Source organism: uncultured Gilliamella sp. (genome assembly GCA_945271295.1).
In the GTDB taxonomy this organism is placed as follows: domain Bacteria; phylum Pseudomonadota; class Gammaproteobacteria; order Enterobacterales; family Orbaceae; genus Gilliamella.
Map to the genome: position 1 here is coordinate 1 of CALYPG010000031.1, position 21,409 is coordinate 21,409.

At 34.3% G+C, this 21,409-nt stretch carries 21 protein-coding genes; 17 read left to right on the forward strand and 4 right to left on the reverse strand.

Going from position 1 to position 21,409, the window contains the following annotated elements; genetic code table 11:
- The 6 genes from Q0K76_RS11815 to Q0K76_RS11840 all read left to right on the forward strand — a co-directional run.
- The coding region (locus tag Q0K76_RS11815) for a M23 family metallopeptidase (protein ID WP_294615875.1) at positions 1-740 on the forward strand (740 nt) is incomplete at its 5' end.
- A 67-nt stretch (positions 741-807) separates the two neighbouring features.
- Positions 808-1,818 carry a hypothetical protein gene (locus Q0K76_RS11820; RefSeq protein ID WP_294615876.1) on the forward strand — a complete coding sequence of 337 codons (1,011 nt, stop codon included), beginning with the start codon at positions 808-810 and terminating at the stop codon, positions 1,816-1,818.
- 209 nt (positions 1,819-2,027) lie between these two features.
- The gene (locus Q0K76_RS11825; protein WP_294615877.1) at positions 2,028-3,173 is read left to right on the forward strand and encodes a hypothetical protein; all 1,146 of its coding nucleotides are present in this window, start codon (positions 2,028-2,030) and stop codon (positions 3,171-3,173) included.
- A 52-nt stretch (positions 3,174-3,225) separates the two neighbouring features.
- A complete protein-coding gene (locus Q0K76_RS11830) occupies positions 3,226-3,900 on the forward strand; it encodes a hypothetical protein (RefSeq protein ID WP_294615878.1) in 675 nt (224 codons plus the stop codon).
- A gap of 291 nt (positions 3,901-4,191) precedes the next feature.
- Positions 4,192-4,629, forward strand: coding sequence for a hypothetical protein (locus Q0K76_RS11835; protein WP_294615879.1), 438 nt, complete (start codon positions 4,192-4,194; stop codon positions 4,627-4,629).
- A 315-nt stretch (positions 4,630-4,944) separates the two neighbouring features.
- The gene (locus tag Q0K76_RS11840; RefSeq protein ID WP_294615880.1) at positions 4,945-5,667 is read left to right on the forward strand and encodes a hypothetical protein; all 723 of its coding nucleotides are present in this window, start codon (positions 4,945-4,947) and stop codon (positions 5,665-5,667) included.
- Positions 5,668-5,916: 249 nt separating this feature from the next.
- Here Q0K76_RS11840 and Q0K76_RS11845 read toward each other — a convergent pair whose 3' ends face one another.
- The gene (locus tag Q0K76_RS11845) at positions 5,917-6,267 is read right to left on the reverse strand and encodes a hypothetical protein (protein WP_294615881.1); all 351 of its coding nucleotides are present in this window, start codon (positions 6,265-6,267) and stop codon (positions 5,917-5,919) included.
- Positions 6,268-6,818: 551 nt separating this feature from the next.
- Here Q0K76_RS11845 and Q0K76_RS11850 point away from each other — a divergent pair.
- The 6 genes from Q0K76_RS11850 (at position 6,819) to Q0K76_RS11875 (ending at position 14,873) form a co-directional block, all read left to right on the forward strand.
- On the forward strand, positions 6,819-8,057 hold the full coding sequence (locus tag Q0K76_RS11850) for an NRAMP family divalent metal transporter (RefSeq protein ID WP_294615882.1): 1,239 nt from the start codon (positions 6,819-6,821) through the stop codon (positions 8,055-8,057).
- A 15-nt stretch (positions 8,058-8,072) separates the two neighbouring features.
- The gene (locus Q0K76_RS11855; RefSeq protein ID WP_363322494.1) at positions 8,073-8,834 is read left to right on the forward strand and encodes a 5-oxoprolinase subunit PxpA; all 762 of its coding nucleotides are present in this window, start codon (positions 8,073-8,075) and stop codon (positions 8,832-8,834) included.
- A 113-nt stretch (positions 8,835-8,947) separates the two neighbouring features.
- The gene (locus Q0K76_RS11860; RefSeq protein WP_294615884.1) at positions 8,948-10,558 is read left to right on the forward strand and encodes a 5-oxoprolinase/urea amidolyase family protein; all 1,611 of its coding nucleotides are present in this window, start codon (positions 8,948-8,950) and stop codon (positions 10,556-10,558) included.
- Positions 10,551-12,296: a biotin carboxylase N-terminal domain-containing protein gene (locus tag Q0K76_RS11865; protein ID WP_294615885.1), complete on the forward strand. Its 1,746-nt coding sequence runs from the start codon at positions 10,551-10,553 to the stop codon at positions 12,294-12,296. The genes Q0K76_RS11860 and Q0K76_RS11865 overlap by 8 nt, the downstream gene beginning before the upstream one ends.
- A 125-nt stretch (positions 12,297-12,421) precedes the next feature.
- The gene (gene sstT / locus Q0K76_RS11870) at positions 12,422-13,654 is read left to right on the forward strand and encodes a serine/threonine transporter SstT (protein WP_294615886.1); all 1,233 of its coding nucleotides are present in this window, start codon (positions 12,422-12,424) and stop codon (positions 13,652-13,654) included.
- Between the two features lie 562 nt (positions 13,655-14,216).
- Complete coding sequence (locus Q0K76_RS11875; protein WP_294615887.1) at positions 14,217-14,873, forward strand: YetF domain-containing protein; 657 nt, start codon at positions 14,217-14,219, stop codon at positions 14,871-14,873.
- A 42-nt stretch (positions 14,874-14,915) separates the two neighbouring features.
- On the opposite strand, the gene Q0K76_RS11880 is transcribed toward Q0K76_RS11875, so the two are convergent.
- Positions 14,916-15,188, reverse strand: a complete 273-nt coding sequence (locus Q0K76_RS11880; protein WP_294615888.1) for a DksA/TraR family C4-type zinc finger protein — start codon at positions 15,186-15,188, stop codon at positions 14,916-14,918.
- Between the two features lie 172 nt (positions 15,189-15,360).
- On the opposite strand from Q0K76_RS11880, the gene msrA reads away from it, so the two are divergent.
- Genes msrA through msrB form a run of 3 tightly spaced genes read left to right on the forward strand, consistent with a single transcriptional unit; the run spans position 15,361 to position 16,927 of the window.
- Complete coding sequence (gene msrA / locus Q0K76_RS11885; RefSeq protein ID WP_294615889.1) at positions 15,361-15,909, forward strand: peptide-methionine (S)-S-oxide reductase MsrA; 549 nt, start codon at positions 15,361-15,363, stop codon at positions 15,907-15,909.
- Between the two features lie 2 nt (positions 15,910-15,911).
- Positions 15,912-16,439 carry a cytochrome b/b6 domain-containing protein gene (locus Q0K76_RS11890; RefSeq protein WP_294615890.1) on the forward strand — a complete coding sequence of 176 codons (528 nt, stop codon included), beginning with the start codon at positions 15,912-15,914 and terminating at the stop codon, positions 16,437-16,439.
- Positions 16,440-16,486: 47 nt separating this feature from the next.
- Positions 16,487-16,927: a peptide-methionine (R)-S-oxide reductase MsrB gene (gene msrB / locus Q0K76_RS11895; protein ID WP_294615891.1), complete on the forward strand. Its 441-nt coding sequence runs from the start codon at positions 16,487-16,489 to the stop codon at positions 16,925-16,927.
- Between the two features lie 108 nt (positions 16,928-17,035).
- Here the strand turns inward: msrB and lptG are convergent, their stop codons facing one another.
- Together lptG and lptF are read right to left on the reverse strand one after the other, a co-directional pair.
- Positions 17,036-18,100 (reverse strand): LPS export ABC transporter permease LptG, encoded by a 1,065-nt coding sequence (gene lptG / locus Q0K76_RS11900; RefSeq protein WP_294615892.1) that lies wholly within the window; start codon positions 18,098-18,100, stop codon positions 17,036-17,038.
- Positions 18,101-18,112: 12 nt separating this feature from the next.
- Positions 18,113-19,222 carry an LPS export ABC transporter permease LptF gene (gene lptF / locus Q0K76_RS11905; protein WP_294615893.1) on the reverse strand — a complete coding sequence of 370 codons (1,110 nt, stop codon included), beginning with the start codon at positions 19,220-19,222 and terminating at the stop codon, positions 18,113-18,115.
- Positions 19,223-19,360: 138 nt separating this feature from the next.
- Here lptF and Q0K76_RS11910 point away from each other — a divergent pair, with 138 nt between their 5' ends.
- Together Q0K76_RS11910 and Q0K76_RS11915 are read left to right on the forward strand one after the other, a co-directional pair.
- On the forward strand, positions 19,361-20,851 hold the full coding sequence (locus Q0K76_RS11910; RefSeq protein WP_294615894.1) for a leucyl aminopeptidase: 1,491 nt from the start codon (positions 19,361-19,363) through the stop codon (positions 20,849-20,851).
- Positions 20,848-21,309, forward strand: a complete 462-nt coding sequence (locus Q0K76_RS11915; protein ID WP_294615895.1) for a DNA polymerase III subunit chi — start codon at positions 20,848-20,850, stop codon at positions 21,307-21,309. Before Q0K76_RS11910 ends, Q0K76_RS11915 begins: the two co-directional genes overlap by 4 nt.
- Positions 21,310-21,409 lie beyond the last annotated feature (100 nt).

The following is a 21,409-nucleotide window of genomic DNA, read 5'->3' on the forward strand; positions in this document are numbered from 1 at the left end:
CCCCAAATAACTCAAATACGCCCAAACTGACTAATTTATCCTCAAACGGCAAAGCCTGGTTTATTCATCCGGTGGCGATGGTGGGATATTTTCCAGTTAAAATAAAACTATGGCATGAACCTTTAGAATACCCTCAAAGGACTTATTTTAGCTCAAACAAGCAGGCGTTTTATTGGAATGGCGCTTTTGGCTTTGTAAGAAATGAGGGTACTAAAGTACATACAGGTTTAGATTTATTTGCAAGAGTTGGTACACCATGTTTTGCGTGTTTAGATGGTGAAATCGTACAATATGCAGGAGAAGGTGGATATGGAAATGTATTAGTAATAAAAGTTAAAGGTGATGATTTACGCGCATCAAGAAATGAATATTCACTTGAATTTACTGAAAAAACAAAAAAAGAAATAGTACAAGCCAATAATTTTAATATAAATCGTGAGTATTTTTATTTACGCTATTGTCATTTAAGTAATAAACGTGCTGATTTAAATATCGGTGATGAGGTTAAATCAGGTGATTTAATTGGCTATACGGGTGATACCGGTAATGCTAAAGGATTTTGTAACCCTCACTTACATTTAGAAATTGCAATGAATGCAACGAGTAACACAATAAAAGATGGTACACCAAATGGTAAATTAGCTTTCAAAATCAATCCGGCATTCTTTGTTAATTTACAGCCAATAGATCAAGATTTACAGAAAAAAGTAAAAGCGCGAAGACTGAAAAAAGAGGAATAAAAAAAGACAGCGAGAAAAGTGAAAGCTAAAAAACAATGTATAAAAAAATAAAGCAAGGAATAATCCAATGAATTTTATCAAGTCTATTTTACTCATTATATTATTAATACCCACAATTAGTCATGCCATTATCTATATTTACACAGGTAATATTGGGCAAAATAAAGCCGAATTTTATTTTGATGATTTGTATACAATTTACTTAGATAATAACGAGTATCAAGTCAAAAAATTAAGTTCTATTGGCAAAAATAATGATGTATATAAGTTTAAATCTTATTACGTAACCTCTCCTGAAGAAGTGATAGATGAAGTATTTATTAAAAAATTGGATAGTGACACTTTTTATGATCTCAAACATAATTATCAACAACTGACCGGAAATACCCTTAGTGGCAATAAAATAGATTTACATAAAATATTTGAATATGACATCTACAATAAAAATAGATTAGATGAAGCAGAATTTAACAATATCGATTTTTTACAAGAAAATAGTACTAAAGACTTTTACTTTAAATTGGTGATATCTAAGAAGAAAAAAGAAGCCGCAAAAATTGTTAGTATCAAAGTCTTTAGCAAAAAAGATGGTCGTCTTATTCAAACCATTACTAACATAAATGAGGGTATTTTTCTGCGTATCGAACATATCATAACTGAAAACAAGGATTATAATTTTGATGGTGATAATAATGATTTTCGTATTAGCTCAACTAAAAATTTTTATGGGGGAAGTTGGATAACCGAATTTTATAGTTATGACAAAAAACAAAAAAAATATATCAAATTAAATCTTAAAGGTGATAATATTCACCTTGATTCTAAAACAAAAACTGCCACGGACTATGAAATATGCTTCAGTAGAAAAGAAAAAGGCAGAATAGAGCTAAATGATACCTTTCAATATATGGGTAACAATCACTATAAACAAATCAAAACACAATGCCAATATATAGAATATTTAGAGAACGGTAATAAACAAAGAGCATGTACTTCGCAAGAGATAACCAATTGTCGAAGAAGTTTAGATGATGATGATAATGATGATAATTATTATGATATTTATGATGAAGATTAATCGCGGTGAGATAAGTAATTAGCGATTTATAAATAATAGTCGCATCAATTAATATCGATTTAGGTATATAACTTGGGCGTAAAAGAATTTTCATTGATATTGTTATCATATTTCAAAATACATCGATAGATTATTGGAAAAAATTTCCGTTATCACTGGACAAATTACCCAAAGCGACAGAAAACAATACCGTATACTATCCCCGAACATTGTCAATTGATACATTAAATCAGGATAACACTCTGGCGGTTGATGAAAAATATGTAAATTGGGCATGTGTTACAGCTGGGAATAAGTATGGTTTACCGATAAAAGGCTGGGTAAATATCGAAAAAGATGCCCAGGAACATATAAAACGCGTGACCCCCTGGCATTGGTCAGGATTTAATACCATAGAGGAGAAAGCGACGGTTGGTGAATTATCCAGTAAAACGGGAAAGAATAAAGTGGTTAGTTTGGATTTGGAAGACTACACACCCGTAATGTCGGCATTACACCGTATCTTAACGCAATCAACATTATATTCAACGCAACGTAAAAAACCACTTCCGCCTTTTACTTATGAATATTTAAAGGAAGGTTTACGCAGAAGTTGGACAGCAGAGCAGATAGGGCATTTACTATTAAAATATGAAAGTGAATGGTATGCCGATGAAGCATTAAGTAAATGGAATGAGATAGATGAATTATTTGAAGAAGAAAAACAACAACAAAAGGATATTATAGAAAAGCTGTTGATTGAGCATAATATAACCAAACCTAATGAACGAGAATATGCATTTGAAAAACTCGATGAAGCGCACGAAAATGTCAAATCAAATTGGCAAATTGAAAAAGAGCAACGCATCAAACCATCACTGTGGTGGAAAAAAGTTGCAGAGGCACAAGTAACAAACAATAATCAAACCACCAACGCCAATACCCCAAATAACTCAAATACGCCCAAACTGACTAATTTATCCTCAAACGGCAAAGCCTGGTTTATTCATCCTGTGGCGATGATAGGTTATTTTAATGTTTTAAGTATTGTTACTTACCATATTTATCATGACGGTAAAATCGAAAAACATTTTCCCAAAAAGATAACAATTGGATTCGATCAAAAATATAAGTATCTTTATCATGATAAACATAATAACGAACATGAAATTTGTATAGTAGATTGGCATACAACTAAAAAGAGCAGAGATGGTAAAACAGTAAGTGCACCAAATCGAAATGATAGAAATATCATTGAATATAATGATAACGTTAATGAAAATGATACCCAGAAAAGAGTTAAATATGCTAATGGTGATATTGCCGAGTATGGTAGACATACAAAAAAAGGATTAATTTGCCGATTATCTACATAACAGTCATGTCCACAATGAAAATTTGGAATTTAACATTAATGAGGTATAGTCGATGAAAAAATTAATTACATTCATTTGGTTATTAACAATTTCATCTTTAGTTTTAGCTAACCAAACAAACTTGTTACCGCTTGGGAACCCCCAAGTTGCAAATAAATCGGTGGTGAAACTAATTAATAATAATTGTCATATTGATGATTACTTTGGGTATACAAAAAAGGATTGGGATAAATATAATAAAAGATGCGTATTATCAACTTTTTCTCAAACGCCGTATTATGAGATCTTATTTGATAAAGTTATAGAAAATAAAAAAGTGTATATATTTCGCTCAAATAAATTTAATCTTTATCTCAAAAAAACTATTGACACATTCCCTAGCGGTGATTATATCCCAAAGTCGAAAGATACATTCGAAGGCATTAAGGAAAGTGACGCTCCTAATCAATTCGAAATCACTTTGTTTGTTGAAAAATCAAACAAGATAATTAATAATTTAATTGTTCATTTTCTTAAAGATTATGCCGGAGATTTAGCTCAAATAACATTAGATTTTTATATAGATAAAAAATTAAATATTTGGTTATTAGAACATGGATTTGACGAAGAAGGCGCATCAGCAATGTCATGGCAACATTATCACGTGGAAGATAGTGGTAAATTTAACCTTTTAGATGAAACTAATTGTCATTTTGAGGATGGCATAGTTTTACTTTGTGATAATTAAAAAATAGTTATTAGTGTCCGTTGATCTTTCTTTTGAATCAACCATTTATTAATAAAAATAAATAGTGACAGTTGGAGTCAAATCTAAAGTCATAGATCACAATCGATTTTTCGAAAAAATCTTAATAGTTAATCCTTTGAAATTAATTTAATTAAGTTTATACATTATTTAGAAAATGTAGCGGAGTAATTTATCAAAAGCGAGCCGGTCAAATTCAAATATTGTAGATTTTAGCTGAAAGAACATTATTATTAAAATAGGTAATCTTCATTAAAAACGAGAAGGAACTAGATGAAAGATATAACGGATTTTCAATTTGTTAAAAGATGTTCAAATTATGACAACCTAAATAATCCTAATTTACTGAGCCAATCTGAATTATTACCTATAGGTATTAGATGGAGATTTAATGGTAAACAATATTCTATTAAAAATGAAGAAGGTGTTATAGGTGTTTTATTGCAAGACTTTAACAAGTTAGCAATAATTGAAGGGGCTGAGTCAAATAATATAAATAAAGCTTATATAATAAATGCAACTGGATTGATAATATGGGACATTAAGGAACTATTGTATAAGCAAAAAAATATTCATGATTGTAGAATATATTATCTATATTATGAAAAAAATAACCTCTACTTTTTATTGAACAATTCGTCATGCGAGTATCGTTTTAATGTAGATCCAATAACCGGTAAAATTGATGAATTATATGCAATCAGATGGTAAAGTTAATTATCAATTAAATATTCAAGAAAGATGCTTTTCATTTTATAAAAGACATACCAAACTTATCTATATATCAAATCTATACTCTCTCTCCTAGAAGTAAAGAAATAGATAAGGTAATAAATTTGCTGAATAAAGTTAGTGGTGAATTAGCCATGTATATTCAAATGTTATCAAAATGATAATCAAATAATAATGAGATTTGTAACACGATAAAAGTGAAATCTTTGATTTAAAAGGTACAGTAATACCATTTAATTCTAGTGATGGTATCATTCTTTCTGACTAAAAACTATTGCTTAGACGGATATGAGAATGATTGAGACAAAAACACACATTGAAAATGAATTGCAAGAAAAGGCAAGATTATTAACGATTGAAACACTAAAAGAATATGTCATTCCCGCAGAAGTGAATGAAAAAATGACGTTAGGCATTGAATATCATCATAATGGAGATCGATTTTATTTCCTATATATTCCTGGTGAGCCAGCAACTAAGGGAATTGATATTATTCGAACTTATGGCAACATTCATACTAGAGAATGTAAGGTAATATATATTGGTCTTGATAAAAAAATTAATACTCCATTTAATGAAATAACTAAACAAGATATTTTAGGTTCAATTATTGCTGTACCGTTTAATGATTGTTATTTTGTCGCTGCGCAGGTTTTGTATGTATCTTATGTAAACGCAACTATTCTTCTGGGTATTTATGGTGATAAAGTCCAAAATCCTAACGAGATAAGTAATCCGCCAAAATATCCAAATCAATTCTCCCATTTAATATATTCAAATGTTCAATATATAAAGAATAATGATTGGTCAATCGTCTATTTTAGTGAGGTGGCAGATAATTACAAAGATTTAGCTCGTAGAATAGTTGATAATGAATTATGGTTAAATGATACTCGGATTAGGAAAGCCACAGATAGCGATAAAAGAGTATTTGATATTATGGAATTAAAATCAAAAGCAGAAGTTGAACATATCATTACACAGTATTTTCAATTAAACTCAATTAGTACTAGTTAAAACCAATAAAAATCCATGTTATTTATTACTTCTATAAGTAAAAGCTCGCTTTTTAACAGACAAAGATATTGATCTCTTGATATAATGATTTATCAAATCACTTAAATTTTCCCTTGAAATTAAATTCTAAAGCGCATCTTGATAAAATAGAAGTCGATACTCTAACAGTCAATCGCTCAGCTAAACGTACTTGTTTAAGCCCATTTAAAGCTAGTTATAAGTGTAGTGGTATTTTAGTGCTGCAAATTATTATTTTGTTGATTTGTTAGGATCGTACTCAATGATATGATAAGTTGATGTATTTGACCAAGCAATAACTTTGAATTTATCAAAATTATATCCTTGTTGGATATAATATGACATAAGTTCAGATGGACTCCATCCTGTTCCATATGAAAATAGCGCACCTAGACTAATTAATTTTTTTATTTTGCTTATTTTGTCCGAAAGCCGATTTGTGGAATAGCACATATATGCATGACTTATTTCAACAAACCCCATTTGGCTAGCTTGTTCTTTTTTTTCAATACTTGTAACCAAAATTTTTATATTTTCGGACATTTCTACAATAATAATTTCATTTTGCGGTAATTTATTCATTTACATTAATACGCCTGAATTTACATTGAATGACTCGTTGCTGCTTAATCTACAACCATTTTTTGGCATTTTTTGGGGTAAAATTGCTAAATAATTTTTATAATATTTTTTCATGGTTGCAAAATTGGCGATAAATGTAACATTATAATAATAGCCGTGTTTTAAATACCATTAAAATGGATTAATTTTAAACTAAGTATTACCTTCCAACATTTTAACCTACAGAATTTTTATACTAAAACGTATGCCATTCCTGAAACATCTTTACATCATTGGGTTAATGCAACGGGTTATTAGCGTTTGTTGCACTATTTGAAGGCATTGTTATGCATAGTTTTAGTGCAATTCAACATATTGTTAATCAGTAGAGTTAGATTAAATTTGATTTAAACCAGTTATAAATTTTTTTAATTAGTCTTTTAACCTAAAAACAGTGATTATATTAAGCCACAATAATAACAAAATCTTTACACTATGGCATAGTAATTGCTTGTATTAAATAAAGTAGTCATATCAATAATTATAGAAACAAGTCTAGAGGAAACATGCGTATGGAAAATCATAGCAATAGTACCGCAGTTGTTTTTGTTAAAAATCGTCGGGCTTCTTTAATTAGTGCGATTTTTTTAATGGCGACTTCAGCAATTGGTCCAGGTTTTATTACTCAAACCGCAACTTTTACTGTTACCCTTGGTAATGCCTTTGGATTTGGGATTCTAGCTTCGATTATTATTGATTTTGTGGTGCAACAAAATATTTGGCGGGTGGTGTCGTTAACTAAAATGTACTCTTCAGATATTGCTAATGCCACCATTCCCGGCAGTGGTTATTTATTGGCGATACTGGTCATATTTGGTGGTTTGGTTTTTAATATTGGTAATATCGCTGGTGCAGGTCTGGGCTTAAATGCTTTAGTGGGACTTGATCCAAAATGGGGCGGGGCGATTAGTGCTTTATTATCGGTGTATATCTTTTCATCACATAAAGCAAGTCATTTTATTGATCGTTTAATGATTGGTTTTGGTTTGTTGATGATTGCTTTAACATTATTTGTACTCTTTGCTGCACATCCACCTATAGGTGAAGCTTTAACGCAAACTGTATTGCCAAGTAGAGTTGATTTTGCTTCTATTACCACGATTGTGGGTGGTACAGTTGGCGGTTATATTTCTTATGCTGGTGCTCATCGTTTATTGGATAAAAATATGGGTGGCGTGCAAAATATTAAACCAGTATCAAGTGCAGCCACCAGAGGAATTATTGTGGTTGGGGTGATGCGTTATATTTTATTCTTAGCCATATTAGGCGTAGTGGCTAGTGGAGTAACCATTGATATTTCAAGTTATGCTGCCAATCCGGCATCACAAGCCTTTCAAGCAGCGTTGGGGCAACTTGGGCTACGTATTTTTGGTTTGATTCTATGGGCCGCGGCATTAACCAGTATTATTGGTGCGGCTTATACCTCCATGACTTTTATTACGCCATTTAAGCCGTCTATAACGCCAAAACAACGACAAATGGCAACCAATATTTTTATTGTTAGCTCATTGGCGATTTACTTAATTATGGGCAAAGCACCAGTCGCTTTATTAGTCTTTGCTGGAGGTTTTAATGGCTTAGTGTTGCCATTAGGCTTAACCATATTTATTTATATAGGTTGGAAGCGCGCTGATTTGATGGCCGGGTACCATTATCCACGTTGGTTGTTATGGTCTGGATTAGTCGTTTGCCTTATTACTTGGTATATGGGCGCTATGTCGGTAGTAACTATCTTTAATTATTTGAAATAAAGGATCAACATGGCGATGAACAAATACATTGATTTGAATAGTGATTTAGGTGAAAGTTTTGGTCAATGGCAGATTGGCAATGACGATGCTATGCTTAAAGTAGTCAGTAGTGCCAATATTGCTTGTGGATTTCATGCTGGTTCACCTGCTGGGATTTGGCAAACACTAAAAGCCGCTAAAACCAATAACGTAGTGATTGGTGCTCATGTTGGTTATCCTGATTTAGTTGGTTTTGGTCGCCGCAATATGGATGTAGCCAGCGATGAATTAACTGCTGATGTGATTTATCAGATAGGTGCGCTAAAAGGATTAGCGGCATCTATTGGTGCCAAAGTGAGTTATGTTAAGCCGCATGGTGCTTTATATAATACCATTGCTCATAATAAGCACCAGGCGATGGCGGTAATTGATGCTATTTGTGCACTTGATGCTAACCTTGTGTTAGTGGCACTAGCTGGTTCAGCGTTAATTGATTGGGCTAAAGAAAATGGTCTACAAGTCGTAGCAGAAGCTTTTGCCGATAGGGCTTATCATGCCGATGGTACTTTAGTTTCGCGCAAACAGGCCGGCGCAGTGTTGCACGATCCAGAGTTGGTGGCCGAGCGCATGTTGCAGTTGGTTAATGACGGTGGAGTTAATTCAATTGAAGGGAAGTTTGTGGCGATTGATGCCGGATCGATTTGTGTGCATGGTGATAGTCCCGATGCGCTGCTAATGGCGCAAAAAGTTCGGGATAAATTACAACAATATAGTGTTACTATTCGTTCATTTGTGTAGGTAATGCGTAGATAAATAATGAGTAATTTAGTTAAATTATCTATTAAAGTAGCTGTTCGGGTGTCAGCATTAGCGAGTTACCGAATATCTGATTGGCTGTTTAGGGGTGTGTAATGCGATTTTTGCCTGTTAATTTAGATGTGCTTATGGTTGAGTTAGACAGCCTTAAGCAAACTATGGCGTTAACCAATTTGCTGCAAAGTACCATAAACCAATGGCATATCGATGAAGTCATTCCGGCAGCACGGACTATATTGATCCGTTATAATCCAATATTAACGGATGCTAATACCCTTGCTAATCACATTGCCAACCTTGATATTGCAACCGGAGTCATAGTGACAGGTGAATTGGTGACTATACCAGTGCATTATCATGGGGAAGATTTAGCTCAAGTTGCAACATATCTGGGCATTACTGTTGCGGAAGTGATTAAACGGCACACTGACAATGAATATCAAGTGGCTTTTTGTGGCTTTGCGCCGGGCTTTGCGTACATGGTATCGAAAAATTCACAATTAAACGTGCCACGACTTAAGTCACCACGAGTGCGTATTCCTGCCGGTTCGGTAGCTTTAGCTGGTGAGTTTAGTAGCGTTTATCCGCAAGCCAGCCCAGGTGGTTGGCAATTGATAGGTATAACCGATCTGGCGGTTTGGGACTTGCAACGTGAGCAACCAGCATTATTAAAACCGGGTAGTCGAGTTAACTTTGTTGATGCCAGAAAAGCCACTAAAAAGTACCATTTACCGACAGCTAAACCAGATAAGGCAACCATCAATCCACCGATTGATCCACAACAAGACCTCAAAATCTTAGCAACTGGGCTACAAACACTGTTACAAGATAATGGTCGAATTGGTCAAGCGGCATTAGGTATTTCTGAATCAGGGGCGATGGATAAAGGTGCACTGCATAGTGCTAACCGCGTATTAGGCAACCCAATTAATGAAGCTGTATTAGAAATTACCCAAGGTGGTTTTAAAGCGCAAATTAATGGTGCGATGGTGGTGGCGGTGACCGGCGCGCCTTGTGATATAACCGTTACTACTGCACAATCAGAAAAATATAAGGCATCAATGTACCAACCGATTCAATTAGCCAAGGGTGATGTGATTGCCTTGGGGAGTAATAAGTGTGGGGTGCGGAGTTATTTCGCGGTTCGTGGTGGCTTTAACACTTCAGCAATTTTAACTAGCTGTTCCTATGATACGTTAGCTCAAGTTGGGCCGGCTCCGCTTAAAATTGGTCAAACTTTATCAATAACTCGAAATAGCAAATTAAATGCCGTTTCATTAAATGAAGCACCAGCCATAAACTATCCCGCTGCTGGTGATGTGGTGGTATTAGACATTGTGCTTGGGCCACGCACGGATTGGTTCACTCAGCAGGCAGTAGCATTACTTTCATCACAACTATGGCAAGTTACACCTGCATCTAATCGCATTGGCTTGCGCTTAGCGGGCGAAATGCCATTAACTCGGGCAAAACAACAAGAATTACCAAGCGAAGGTACCTGCATTGGTGCCATCCAAATTCCTGCCAATGGTCAACCAGTACTGTTTTTAAATGATCATCCTTTAACGGGTGGATACCCGGTTATTGGTGCGGTGTGTAACTATCATTTAGATTTGGCGGGGCAAATTCCGGTTAATGCCAAAATAAAATTTAATCCTATTGGGATATTTGAAGAATTTAAAGGGAGTGGTACTGATCATGCCTAATAATAACAAAAAAACTCACAAAGTCTTGATCGCCAATCGAGGTGAAATTGCAGTGCGCATTATTCGTGCTTGTCGGGATGTTGGTTTTAAGTCTATCGCCATTTATGCTGATGCAGATATTAACGCCGTGCATGTGCAAATGGCCGATGAGGCTTATGGATTATCTGGCAACCTAGCCAGTGAAAGCTATCTTAATATTGATAAGATTATTGCGGTTGCTAAAAAATCAGGTGCCACTATGGTGCATCCCGGTTATGGTTTTTTATCCGAACGCGCTGAATTTGCTAGAGCGGTGCAATCTGCTGGTTTAATCTGGATCGGCCCAAACCCGGAAACCATCGAAATTCTTGGCGATAAAGTTAAAGCAAGGCAATTGGCTATGGCTGTCGGCGCGCCTTTAGTGGTAGGTACCAAAAAGCCAGTGCAAAGTGCTCAAGAGGTACTTAAATTTGCAAATACACATGGCTTACCAATTGCGATTAAAGCCGCATTTGGTGGCGGTGGTCGAGGTTTAAAAGTGGCTTGGCAAATGGATGAAGTTGCCGAACTTTATCATTCAGCTGTTCGCGAAGCCACTGCAGCATTTGGGCGAGGGGAGTGCTTTTTAGAACAATTTTTACCTAATCCGCGGCATATTGAAGCACAAGTAATTGCCGATAGTTTAGGTCATATTGTGGTTGTGGGTACGCGTGATTGTTCTTTGCAAAGGCGTAACCAAAAATTGATTGAAGAATCACCGGCACCTTTTATCAGCGAAGCTATAGAGCAACAAATTATTAATGCTTCAATTGCAATTTGCGCTAAAGCCAATTATGTTAGTGCTGGCACGGTTGAATTTTTATTAAGTCAGGATGGTAAGTTGTCCTTTCTTGAAGTTAATACTCGTTTGCAAGTGGAACATCCTGTTACCGAAGAGACAAGCGGTGTCGATCTGGTTGTCGAGCAATTACGTATTGCGCAAGGTTTACCACTTAGTATTAATGCAACACCACCAGTGCGAGCTCATGCTATTGAATTTCGTATCAATGCCGAAGATATGGCTAATGGTTTTTTACCGACACCGGGTACTATTACTCGGTTTGATGCCCCAGCCGGTCCGGGAGTTCGCTTAGATAGTGGCGTTATCACAGGTTCAACTGTTGCGGCAATGTTTGACTCGTTGATGGCCAAATTGATTATTGTTGGAGAAACTCGAGAGCAAGCGATTGCCAGAGCCCGCAGGGCATTGGCTGAATTTACTATTGAAGGGGTTGCATCAGTATTGCCTTTTCATCAAGCGGTTATTAATCACCCTGATTTTTGCCAACAATTTAATGTACATACTCGCTGGATCGAAACTGTATTTAATACGTCAATCGAACCTGCTAGCCGGCAAGTTCCTAAAGATGCCGAAGTTTTAACCCGTACGGTTATTGAGATCGATGGCAAACGCTGTCAACTTGGTTTGCCGGCACAATTATTGGCTGGCTTATCAATGCAAACTACAAGTGGGCTTTCATCATCTCAATCTGATAGTGAGGAACAATCAGATTTAATTGTGATATCGCCTGTTTCTGGTAACCTATTTAAATGGCTAGTGAGTGATGGGCAAATGGTAGCAGCAGGGGATGTGCTTGCAATTATGGAAGCCATGAAAATGGAAGTTCAAGTTATTGCACACCGCCAAGGTAGTTTAAAACAGGTGATTGCAGAAGGTAACTATGTGAATGCTGGCTGTATGCTAGCAGAAATTAGTTAAATGCTGATGTGATGACAATTAAGCACACATTAAGTAAAAAAAATGTAGTATCTTTATACAAATTTAACATTGAAGTATATTAATGTTTCAGATTAACATTTAATAAATATAAATAAGGAAATAGCATGTCTCATTCAACTAATCCTTTAGTTCGTTTTTACTTTAAAGTGGGATTAATTCCCCAAATTCTGTTAGGTTTAATATTAGGTATAGTTTTAGCTGCTGTTTCTAAAGATACAGCATTAAGTATGTCCTTACTTGGTGGTCTATTTATTAATGCATTAAAATCGGTGGCGCCAATATTGGTTCTGGTTTTAGTTATCGCCTCAATCTCTAATCATCAGCATGGCAAACGTGCCAATATGGGCGTTTTATTGACGCTTTATTTTGCGGGAATGATGCTAGCAGCATTATTAGCCACATCAGCCAGTTTTATGTTTCCATCTGAAATTTCATTAGGAGAAACTGTTGAGCAAATTAAATTAACGCCACCAGGTGGTATTAGTGATGTATTAAAAACCTTGTTAGATAAAATGATCGACAATCCTGTCAATGCACTGGTTAATGCTAATTATATTGGTTTGATTATATGGGGTGTGGGTATTGGCATTGCATTAAGGCATGCTTCTGAGACAACAAAAACAATGATGAATGATTTATCTTATGCGATCTCTTTCATTGTTAAAATAATTATTCGTTTTGCGCCAATCGGCGTGTTTGGATTAGTCGCTTCGACTTTAGCTGAGACAGGGTTCGGTGAATTATTTAAATATGCCCATTTATTAATGGTATTGGTTTTATGCATGTTGATTGTAGCATTGATAATAAATCCATTATTAGCTTATCTGGTTATGCACAAAAATCCCTACCCATTGGTATTTACATCCTTAAAAGACAGTGCAATCCCCGCTTTCTTTACCCGTAGTTCAGCTGCCAACATTCCAGTAAACATGGAAATTTGTAAAAGATTAAACATGGATGAAGATACTTATTCAGTAGCAGTACCACTTGGTGCGACTATTAATATGTCAGGTGCGGCTGTTACTATTACCGTTTTGACTTTGGCAACAGTTAATTCAATGCATATAGGTGTTGATATTTATACAGCTGTTTTACTTTGTATTGTTACATCTGTGTGTGCTTGTGGGGCTTCGGGTATTGCCGGAGGTTCATTATTACTTATTCCCGTTGCGTGTAGTATGTTTGGTATACCAAATGAGATTTCTGCAAAAGTAATAGGCATTGGTATTGCCATTGGAGTGATTCAAGATTCAGTTGAAACAGCATTGAATTCATCAAGCGATGTGGTGTTTATTGGCGCCGTTTCTTCGGCAACGCAACGAAGAAAAAGCCAATAAACGATTCTTAATCATAAGAGTTTATTCATTTTTAATCATCTTTCAAATCTAAAAGCCCACTTAGTGGGCTTTGATAAATTTAGATGCAAAAAACTTAAATCAATTATTGGTTTGACTAAGTTGATACAAGCTACGATTAATGCGTTTATTGAGTAAAAAAACAACTATTAACCTCTCTTTATTGCTAAACCAACCATTATGAACTTGGTTCATTACATTAAAAGATTATTAATTCATACTGTGCTATAAGTTAATATTTAATGTTAAATACCGAAATGCTTGCAACTAGATTATCCAGAATATTTTGATTTGATCTAACTTAAACTGATTAAACCTTAATAATTAATTTTTTCTAGCGTATAATAAGCATGCCTACATAATATTCTAAATAACCATTCAATGTTTGTCATAATGATTGAGTTGTATACATTGTTTGGTTCACAATTGAATAAAGCTGTATTTTTATTGTTCTAACGTTTTTTAAATGCACTATTGTTGATAATTTTTCCATCCTTAGTTTTTACTTATCATTAAATATAAAATGTTAATCTGGAGGTTGTACATGTATTTGTTACAAATGGCACCTAAATTTTTGTTAGCATTAGTAATTTTACTTATTTATGTGAAATTATCAGGTAAAAGTCAAATTGCACCAATGTCTCAGTTAGATCAGGTGGGGAGTATGGTAATCGGTGCGTTAGTTGGGGGGGCATTACTTAGTCCCAATGTTTCAGCTTGGGAAGCAGCGGGTTTAGTTGCAATTTGGGCGGGATTATTAGTTTTAATTAGATTTATCAAATCGAAAAATTCCCGTTTAAGAGACGCCATCGATGGTGAACCCATTCAACTTGTCAAAAATGGTAGTTTAATCACCGATAATTTTATTAAAGCTAATTTACCTGTTAGAGATTTTGAAACATTAGTTAATATCCAAGGTATTTCATCATTTGATCAGTTAAAACAAGTTTGGTATGAATTGAATGGCTCATTGACCATTATAAAAAAAGGCGAAAAAGATATTGCAGTATTGATCATTGAAAATGGTGGCATAAGCCATGATAACGTTGAACAGATACATAAAGACGAAGATTGGGTTAAACAAGAAGTCAAAAAACAAGGGTATGAAGATATTAAAGATATTTTTTGTGCAGAATGGTTTAATAATCAATTTATTATTTACCCTTATGATGCTGTTCGTAAAGCTAAACAAAGTAATTAAAAGTTGTTGGTGAGTTAAATAACTCACCATAATAATTTATGATTAACGTAATTGACTATCTTTACTGCCACGACGATTATAGAGCGCGGTGGTTTTGGCTAATTGCTTATCAATTTCTTGTTGGCAATTTATGCAATATTGTACACCCGCTAAAGCTAATTTCCGAGCTTCTGGAATGGGATCACCACACTCGATACAAAAATTAGCCGTTGATGAACTTTGTTTTAGTCTTCGTCGCGCATTTTCGATAGCATCAGCAATGGTACCTTCAATTTGTTGATTAACTGCATCATCAGATGCCCATCCACTTGCCATAAGGAGCCCTCCGAATATGTTGACTGATATTTGATGAATATGATGGTATTTTTTATTTTTTCAATGAATAGTTATTGATTAATCTTTATTCTTTTTTGGATTAATTTTTATATAGACATGTTGTCTAATAATATGCATTTTCTTATTAAGCATCATCAAACAGGAGGCTATAATGCAACAATATGAACAAGCTACATTTGCTGGAGGTTGTTTTTGGTGTATGGTGAAACCTTTTGATCATTATGAAGGTGTTATTAGTGTGATTTCAGGTTATACGGGTGGCCATGTTGTCAACCCAACCTACCAACAAGTTTGTCAAGGACATACTGGTCATACCGAAGCGGTGCAAATTACTTTTGATCCCTCTAAAATCAGTTATAGCACTTTACTTGATATCTTTTGGCAACAAATTGACCCCACCGATGGTAATGGTCAATTTGCTGATCGTGGTGATTCTTATCGTCCAGCTATTTTTTATCATAATGAATCACAACATAAACAAGCGTTAGCCTCTAAGCAGGCACTACAAGCAAGTGGGCGCTTTACGCAACCAATTAATGTGGCAATCGAACCGGCGGTTGCATTTTACCCGGCTGAAGATTATCACCAAGAATATTATAAAAAACAGCCTCAACATTATAATCGTTATTATCAGTTTTCCGGTCGTTCTGGGTTTATTTCCCAACATTGGCAGGATAAAAATAACTCCAAAGGTGAATAACAATGCAATATTACCCACAATACAGCCCCAAACAAAAATGGATCCATTGGGTATCAGCCGTCATAACTATTATTGTCAGTTTAATCTTGTTTGTTAAACTACCAGCTTCATATTTTTTTGATGGTATGAGTCATGTTTATTCATTACATAAATCATTAGGTGTAGTGATATTTATTTTAACTATTTGGCGAATCTATGTAGTAATAGAAGATAAAATACCCGATGTATTGCCTAAAAATAAAAAATTACCGCGAGTTTTATCAAAGTCGGTACAAGGTTTGATTTATATTTTGCTTTTTATATTACCGTTATCCGGTTATTTGATGAGTAGTAATCCACTAAATGTATTTGGTATTGTGTCGATTCCATCAATATATATGCCTAATACTTATTATACTTTCTTCCATACCCTGCATAAATGCGGTTCGCATATATTAATTCTTTTGTTAATGTTACATATAGTAGGTGCGTTATATCATTATTTTTGGCTTAAAGATAAAGTATTACAGTCAATGTTGAAAAATAGTTAATTAATAATAAGTTATTAACGTTAATACGAAAATAAGCTAGGTGAATTATGAAAAATTTCAATAAAGAAAAAGCAATTTCAGCATTAACCCCCATGCAATATCGAGTAACACAACAAAATGGTACTGAACCACCTTTTGATAACGAGTTTAATGCTAATCATCGAGACGGGTTATATGTTGATATAGTCTCTGGCGAACCACTATTTTCTTCTTTAGATAAATTTGATTCAGGTTGTGGTTGGCCAAGTTTTGCTAAACCAGTTAATGAGGAAAGCATCATTGAACAGCAAGATGATAGTCATGGTATGCACCGTACGGAAGTTCGTTCTTTTAATGCCGATTCACATTTGGGACATGTATTTAATGATGGTCCAAAAGCATTAGGTGGTTTGCGTTATTGTATCAATTCAGCAGCGTTACGTTTTATACCTAAAGAGGAGCTAGAAGCAGCTGGTTATGGTCAATATCTAAAACTTTTTAAAAAATAGTAAATTCAACATTCCTATCACCTGAGTAAAAGGTGATAGGATATCAATCAAAAAGTGAGTATTATGCCTTTGTCACACTCATTATAATAGTATCTGGTTATTTGAATATTAATTCTTCCTTTTAAATAAGGCATAACTGATTAATAAAAAGACTAGACTTGTTAACAAAGAACCGATTAACGGATAAATGCCTATGACAATGCTGACTTGGGCAAATAGATTATCAGTGATATAAAATAGAAAACCAAAACTAATACCGATAATGACTCTTATTCCCATTGATACGCTTCGAAGTGGGCCAAAAATAAATGACAATGCTAATAACATCATCACTGCTACTGAAATAGGTTTGATGATTTTTTTCCAAAACAGAAGATCGTAAAATTTTGTATCTTGTCCGGAATTTTTTAAATACTGTGCATATTGATATAAACCTGAGGCGGAAAGCGAATCAGGGTCAAATGCCACAATGCTAAGTTTATCTGGGGTGATATTAGTTTTCCATTGCATGGATACCATATTAACGCCTAACACTTTATTTGGCTCAGTAAAATCATTTTTTTCAATTTGTGATAATGTCCATTCATCATTTTTAAATACACCCGTTGCCGCATGGATTATTGATACTAATTTGTTTTGATCAACTGAATAGATATCAACATTTGAAATAGTATTAGCATTATCGACATGGCCTATATAAACATAATCATTACCATCTTTAGCCCATAACCCACTTTGTTCTGCCAATAAAGAATTACCATAAATTTTTTCTGAACGCATGTTTCGAGCTGTTTGTTCACTTACTGGTGCTACCCATTCTCCAATCACCATGGTAATAATGACCAAAGGTAGGGCGGTTTTCATAACAGCTTTGGCAATTTTAAAGCGACTAAAGCCTGAAGTTTCCATGACGATTAATTCACTACGAGATGCTAATAATCCTAAGCCTATTAGCGAACCTAGTAATGCTGCCATGGGGAAAAATATTTCCAAATCTTTTGGTACCATTAATAAAGAAAAGATACCCACTGAAAATGCATCATAATCAATTTTTATTTTTCTAAGTTGATCAATAAAACGGATAATTCCAGATAAACTAATTAATAAAAAAAGGCTTAGACCAATTGTGCTTAAAATAGTTTTACCAATATAACGATCTAAAATTGAAAACACCGTTTTTCTCCTTTATGACACAATATATTTTAAACGAAGTTTACGCATAAATAAGTTATCCCAACAATTTAAGATAATGGCAATAATAAAATAACTTAAATTAATAATATAAAACCATAAAGCAGGATCTAAACGACCTTTCCCCGCATTAGCTTTTATTGAGCTAGCTAGTAAAAAGTAAATTAGGTAAAGCAGTAAAGCGGGAAGTATTTGTGCTAATCGCCCTTGCCTTGGATTAGAAACACTAAGGGGAATGACCAGAAAAGCCATTAAAGGTACTGATACAATTAAAGTAAGACGCCAATATAATTCAGCTTTTGCTTTTGCGGTATTGGTATGATAAAGTTCAATTACTCCTAATTGCTGCACATCTAATTTCTCTTCATCTTCATTCTCATTTGAGACGATTTCTTTCGGTTTAATTACAGCTAAGTAATTATGAAAGTTTGAAATTCGAAAATCTTTTTGTTGGGCAGTACCTTCGTAGCGGTTAGCTTCTTCCAGATTAATAATTTGATTTCCTTCCTCATCAATTCCAGTTTTGCCTTTATTAGCAATAATTATTGATGGGCGTTGCTGGTTTTTAGGATTAACCTGCGCAATAAATATACTATCTAAATTATTTTTGTCGACATTGCCAATGTAAATAACCGAATTACCATCAGGCGTTTGCTGAAATTGTCCGGCTAAAAGTCCAGCTAAACTTGGGTTTATCTTAGCATTTTCAACTAATTGATCTTGTTTTAAACTTGACCATGGACCAAACCAAATAGAATTTATTGATGTTAATAAACAAGTCATAATACAAAGAAGAAAAACAACTTGATAGGATAAATTTTTTTTCACACCACAAGCTTGCATGGCAACCATTTCACTGTCTGAGTAAAGACGTCCAAATGTCACTAAAACACCCAGAAAAAGGCTTAAAGGTAAAATAAGATCGGCCATATTTGACACGCCTAAAACTAATAATGGAATTATTAAATCATGCGGAATATTCCCTTCAATAGCACTGGATAAAATTCTTATTAATTTTTGTGAAAAGAAAATTAACAATAAAATAAACAGTATTGCACTTTGGGTTTTCAATGTCTCTTTAACTAGATATCGGCGGATTATCACATTTTACCTATTAACAAGTTTATTCAAAATCTGGCTATTATAATCTGATTTCAATGGTTTAGTTATCTTTTTGTTGCTATCCCATTACGAACCTATAGAATATTACTATGACATTAAATTTCAAAAAAGAGACACATCATGGAATTTTCAATTAAAAATACTTCTTTCATTGCCAAACAAAAGTCAGAATGCTTAGTAATTTCGATTGATTCAAGTAACAAACAATCTGATTTAGTTAAAGATTTAGATCAATCAATCCAAGCTATGATTAGTCAGTTAATTAACAATGGTGAAGTGACAGGTAAATTAGGTGAAACTACATTTATATATCCGTTTGCTAATGATTTAACCCAAAAGCTGTTATTGGTTGGTTGTGGTAAAGCAACAGAGTTTGATGTGACTAAATCTAAAAAAGTGATTAATGCTGTAGTTAAAGAATTATTGGCAAAAAAAGTTAAAAATATTACCTGGGATTTATTGACTTTTAATCCAGCACAGTCTTGCGAAATAGCTAAACGAATACCACAGATTGTTGGTGAAATGACTTATCAATTTGACCAATTTAAATCAAAAAAATCATCAATACCAAGTTTAACTAAGGTGACATTATTATATACTGATAACAAATTGACTGAAACATTAACTCATAATCTGCTTCAAGGTCAAATTATTGCTAATGCTATCAAATCAACTAAAACTTTAGCTAATATGCCATCAAATGTTTGTAATGCGCAGTACTTGGCTCAACAAGGCAAACAATTAGCAAAAAATCATTCATCATTAAAAGTTACTTGTTTGGGTGAAAAACAATTAGCTGAATTAAATATGAATGCTTATTTAGCTGTTGGTCGAGGTTCTGTAAATGAGTCAATAATGACAGTTATTGAATATAATGGCGCTCAAGATAAAAAAGCACAACCTTTTGTATTAGTTGGTAAAGGCCTAACTTTTGATTCTGGCGGAATCTCGATTAAACCATCTGCTAGCATGGATGAGATGAAATATGACATGTGTGGAGCGGCGACTGTTTACGGTGTCATGCAAGCTGTTGCTGAATTAGAATTACCTATTAATGTTGTTGGCGTTATGGCTGGTTGTGAAAATATGCCTGATGGTAATGCTTACCGTCCGGGTGATATATTAACCACAATGTCAGGCACGACAGTTGAAATTATTAATACTGATGCTGAAGGTCGTTTAGTTTTATGCGATGCGTTAACTTATATTGCTCGTTATAATCCTAAAGTAGTGATTGATATTGCAACGTTAACTGGGGCTTGTATTGTGGCTCTTGGTCATCACTACACTGGCGTAATGGGTAATAATGAAAAATTAATTACTCAATTAGTTTCATCATCAAATAAGACAGATGATAAAGCTTGGGCTTTACCGATTGATGATGATTTTCAACAACAGATCAAATCGACTTGTGCAGATATTATGAATTCCAGTGGTCGTGATGGTGGTACTATTACAGCGGCTTGCTTCTTGTCGCGCTTTACTAAAGAATATCAATGGGCACATTTAGATATAGCAGGTACAGCATGGAAATCAGGTGCGAATAAAGGTGCCACTGGGCGTCCAGTTGCTATGCTAATTCAATATTTGCTTGATCAAAATCAGTCATGAAAAAAGTAATTTTCTATCTAATAGAAAATCCAAACGAAGCGAGTGATTCAGGGGTATTATTCCATGAACAGCTCGCTTGTGAACAGATTGCTCAAGCATGGCAAGCAAAACAACGCATTTTAGTTGCTTGCCAAAATCAAACTCAAGCAGAAAGGATTGATGAATACCTTTGGCAGCTTAATACTGATCTTTTTGTACCGCATAACTTAGTGGGTGAGGGTATGAAAGGGGGATCGCCTGTCGAAATTTGCTGGCCTCAAAAGCATAGTAGCGGTAATCGCCAATTACTGATCAATCTTCAAGAACAATTTCCTGAATTTGCTAATGTTTATCGAGATATAATCGATTTTGTCCCCGCCAATGAACAATTAAAAGCGTTAGCAAGGGCAAGATATAAATCTTACAAAGAGGCTGGTTTTATGCTCAAAACTATTCCAATCATGTGTGCAGCAAAATAAAAACGTTTGTAAAGAAGTTTCAGGAAAGGTATACGTTTAAGTATAGATTTTGATTTATCAAATCTGATATTTCATCAAATTCTATATCACGCTAATAACA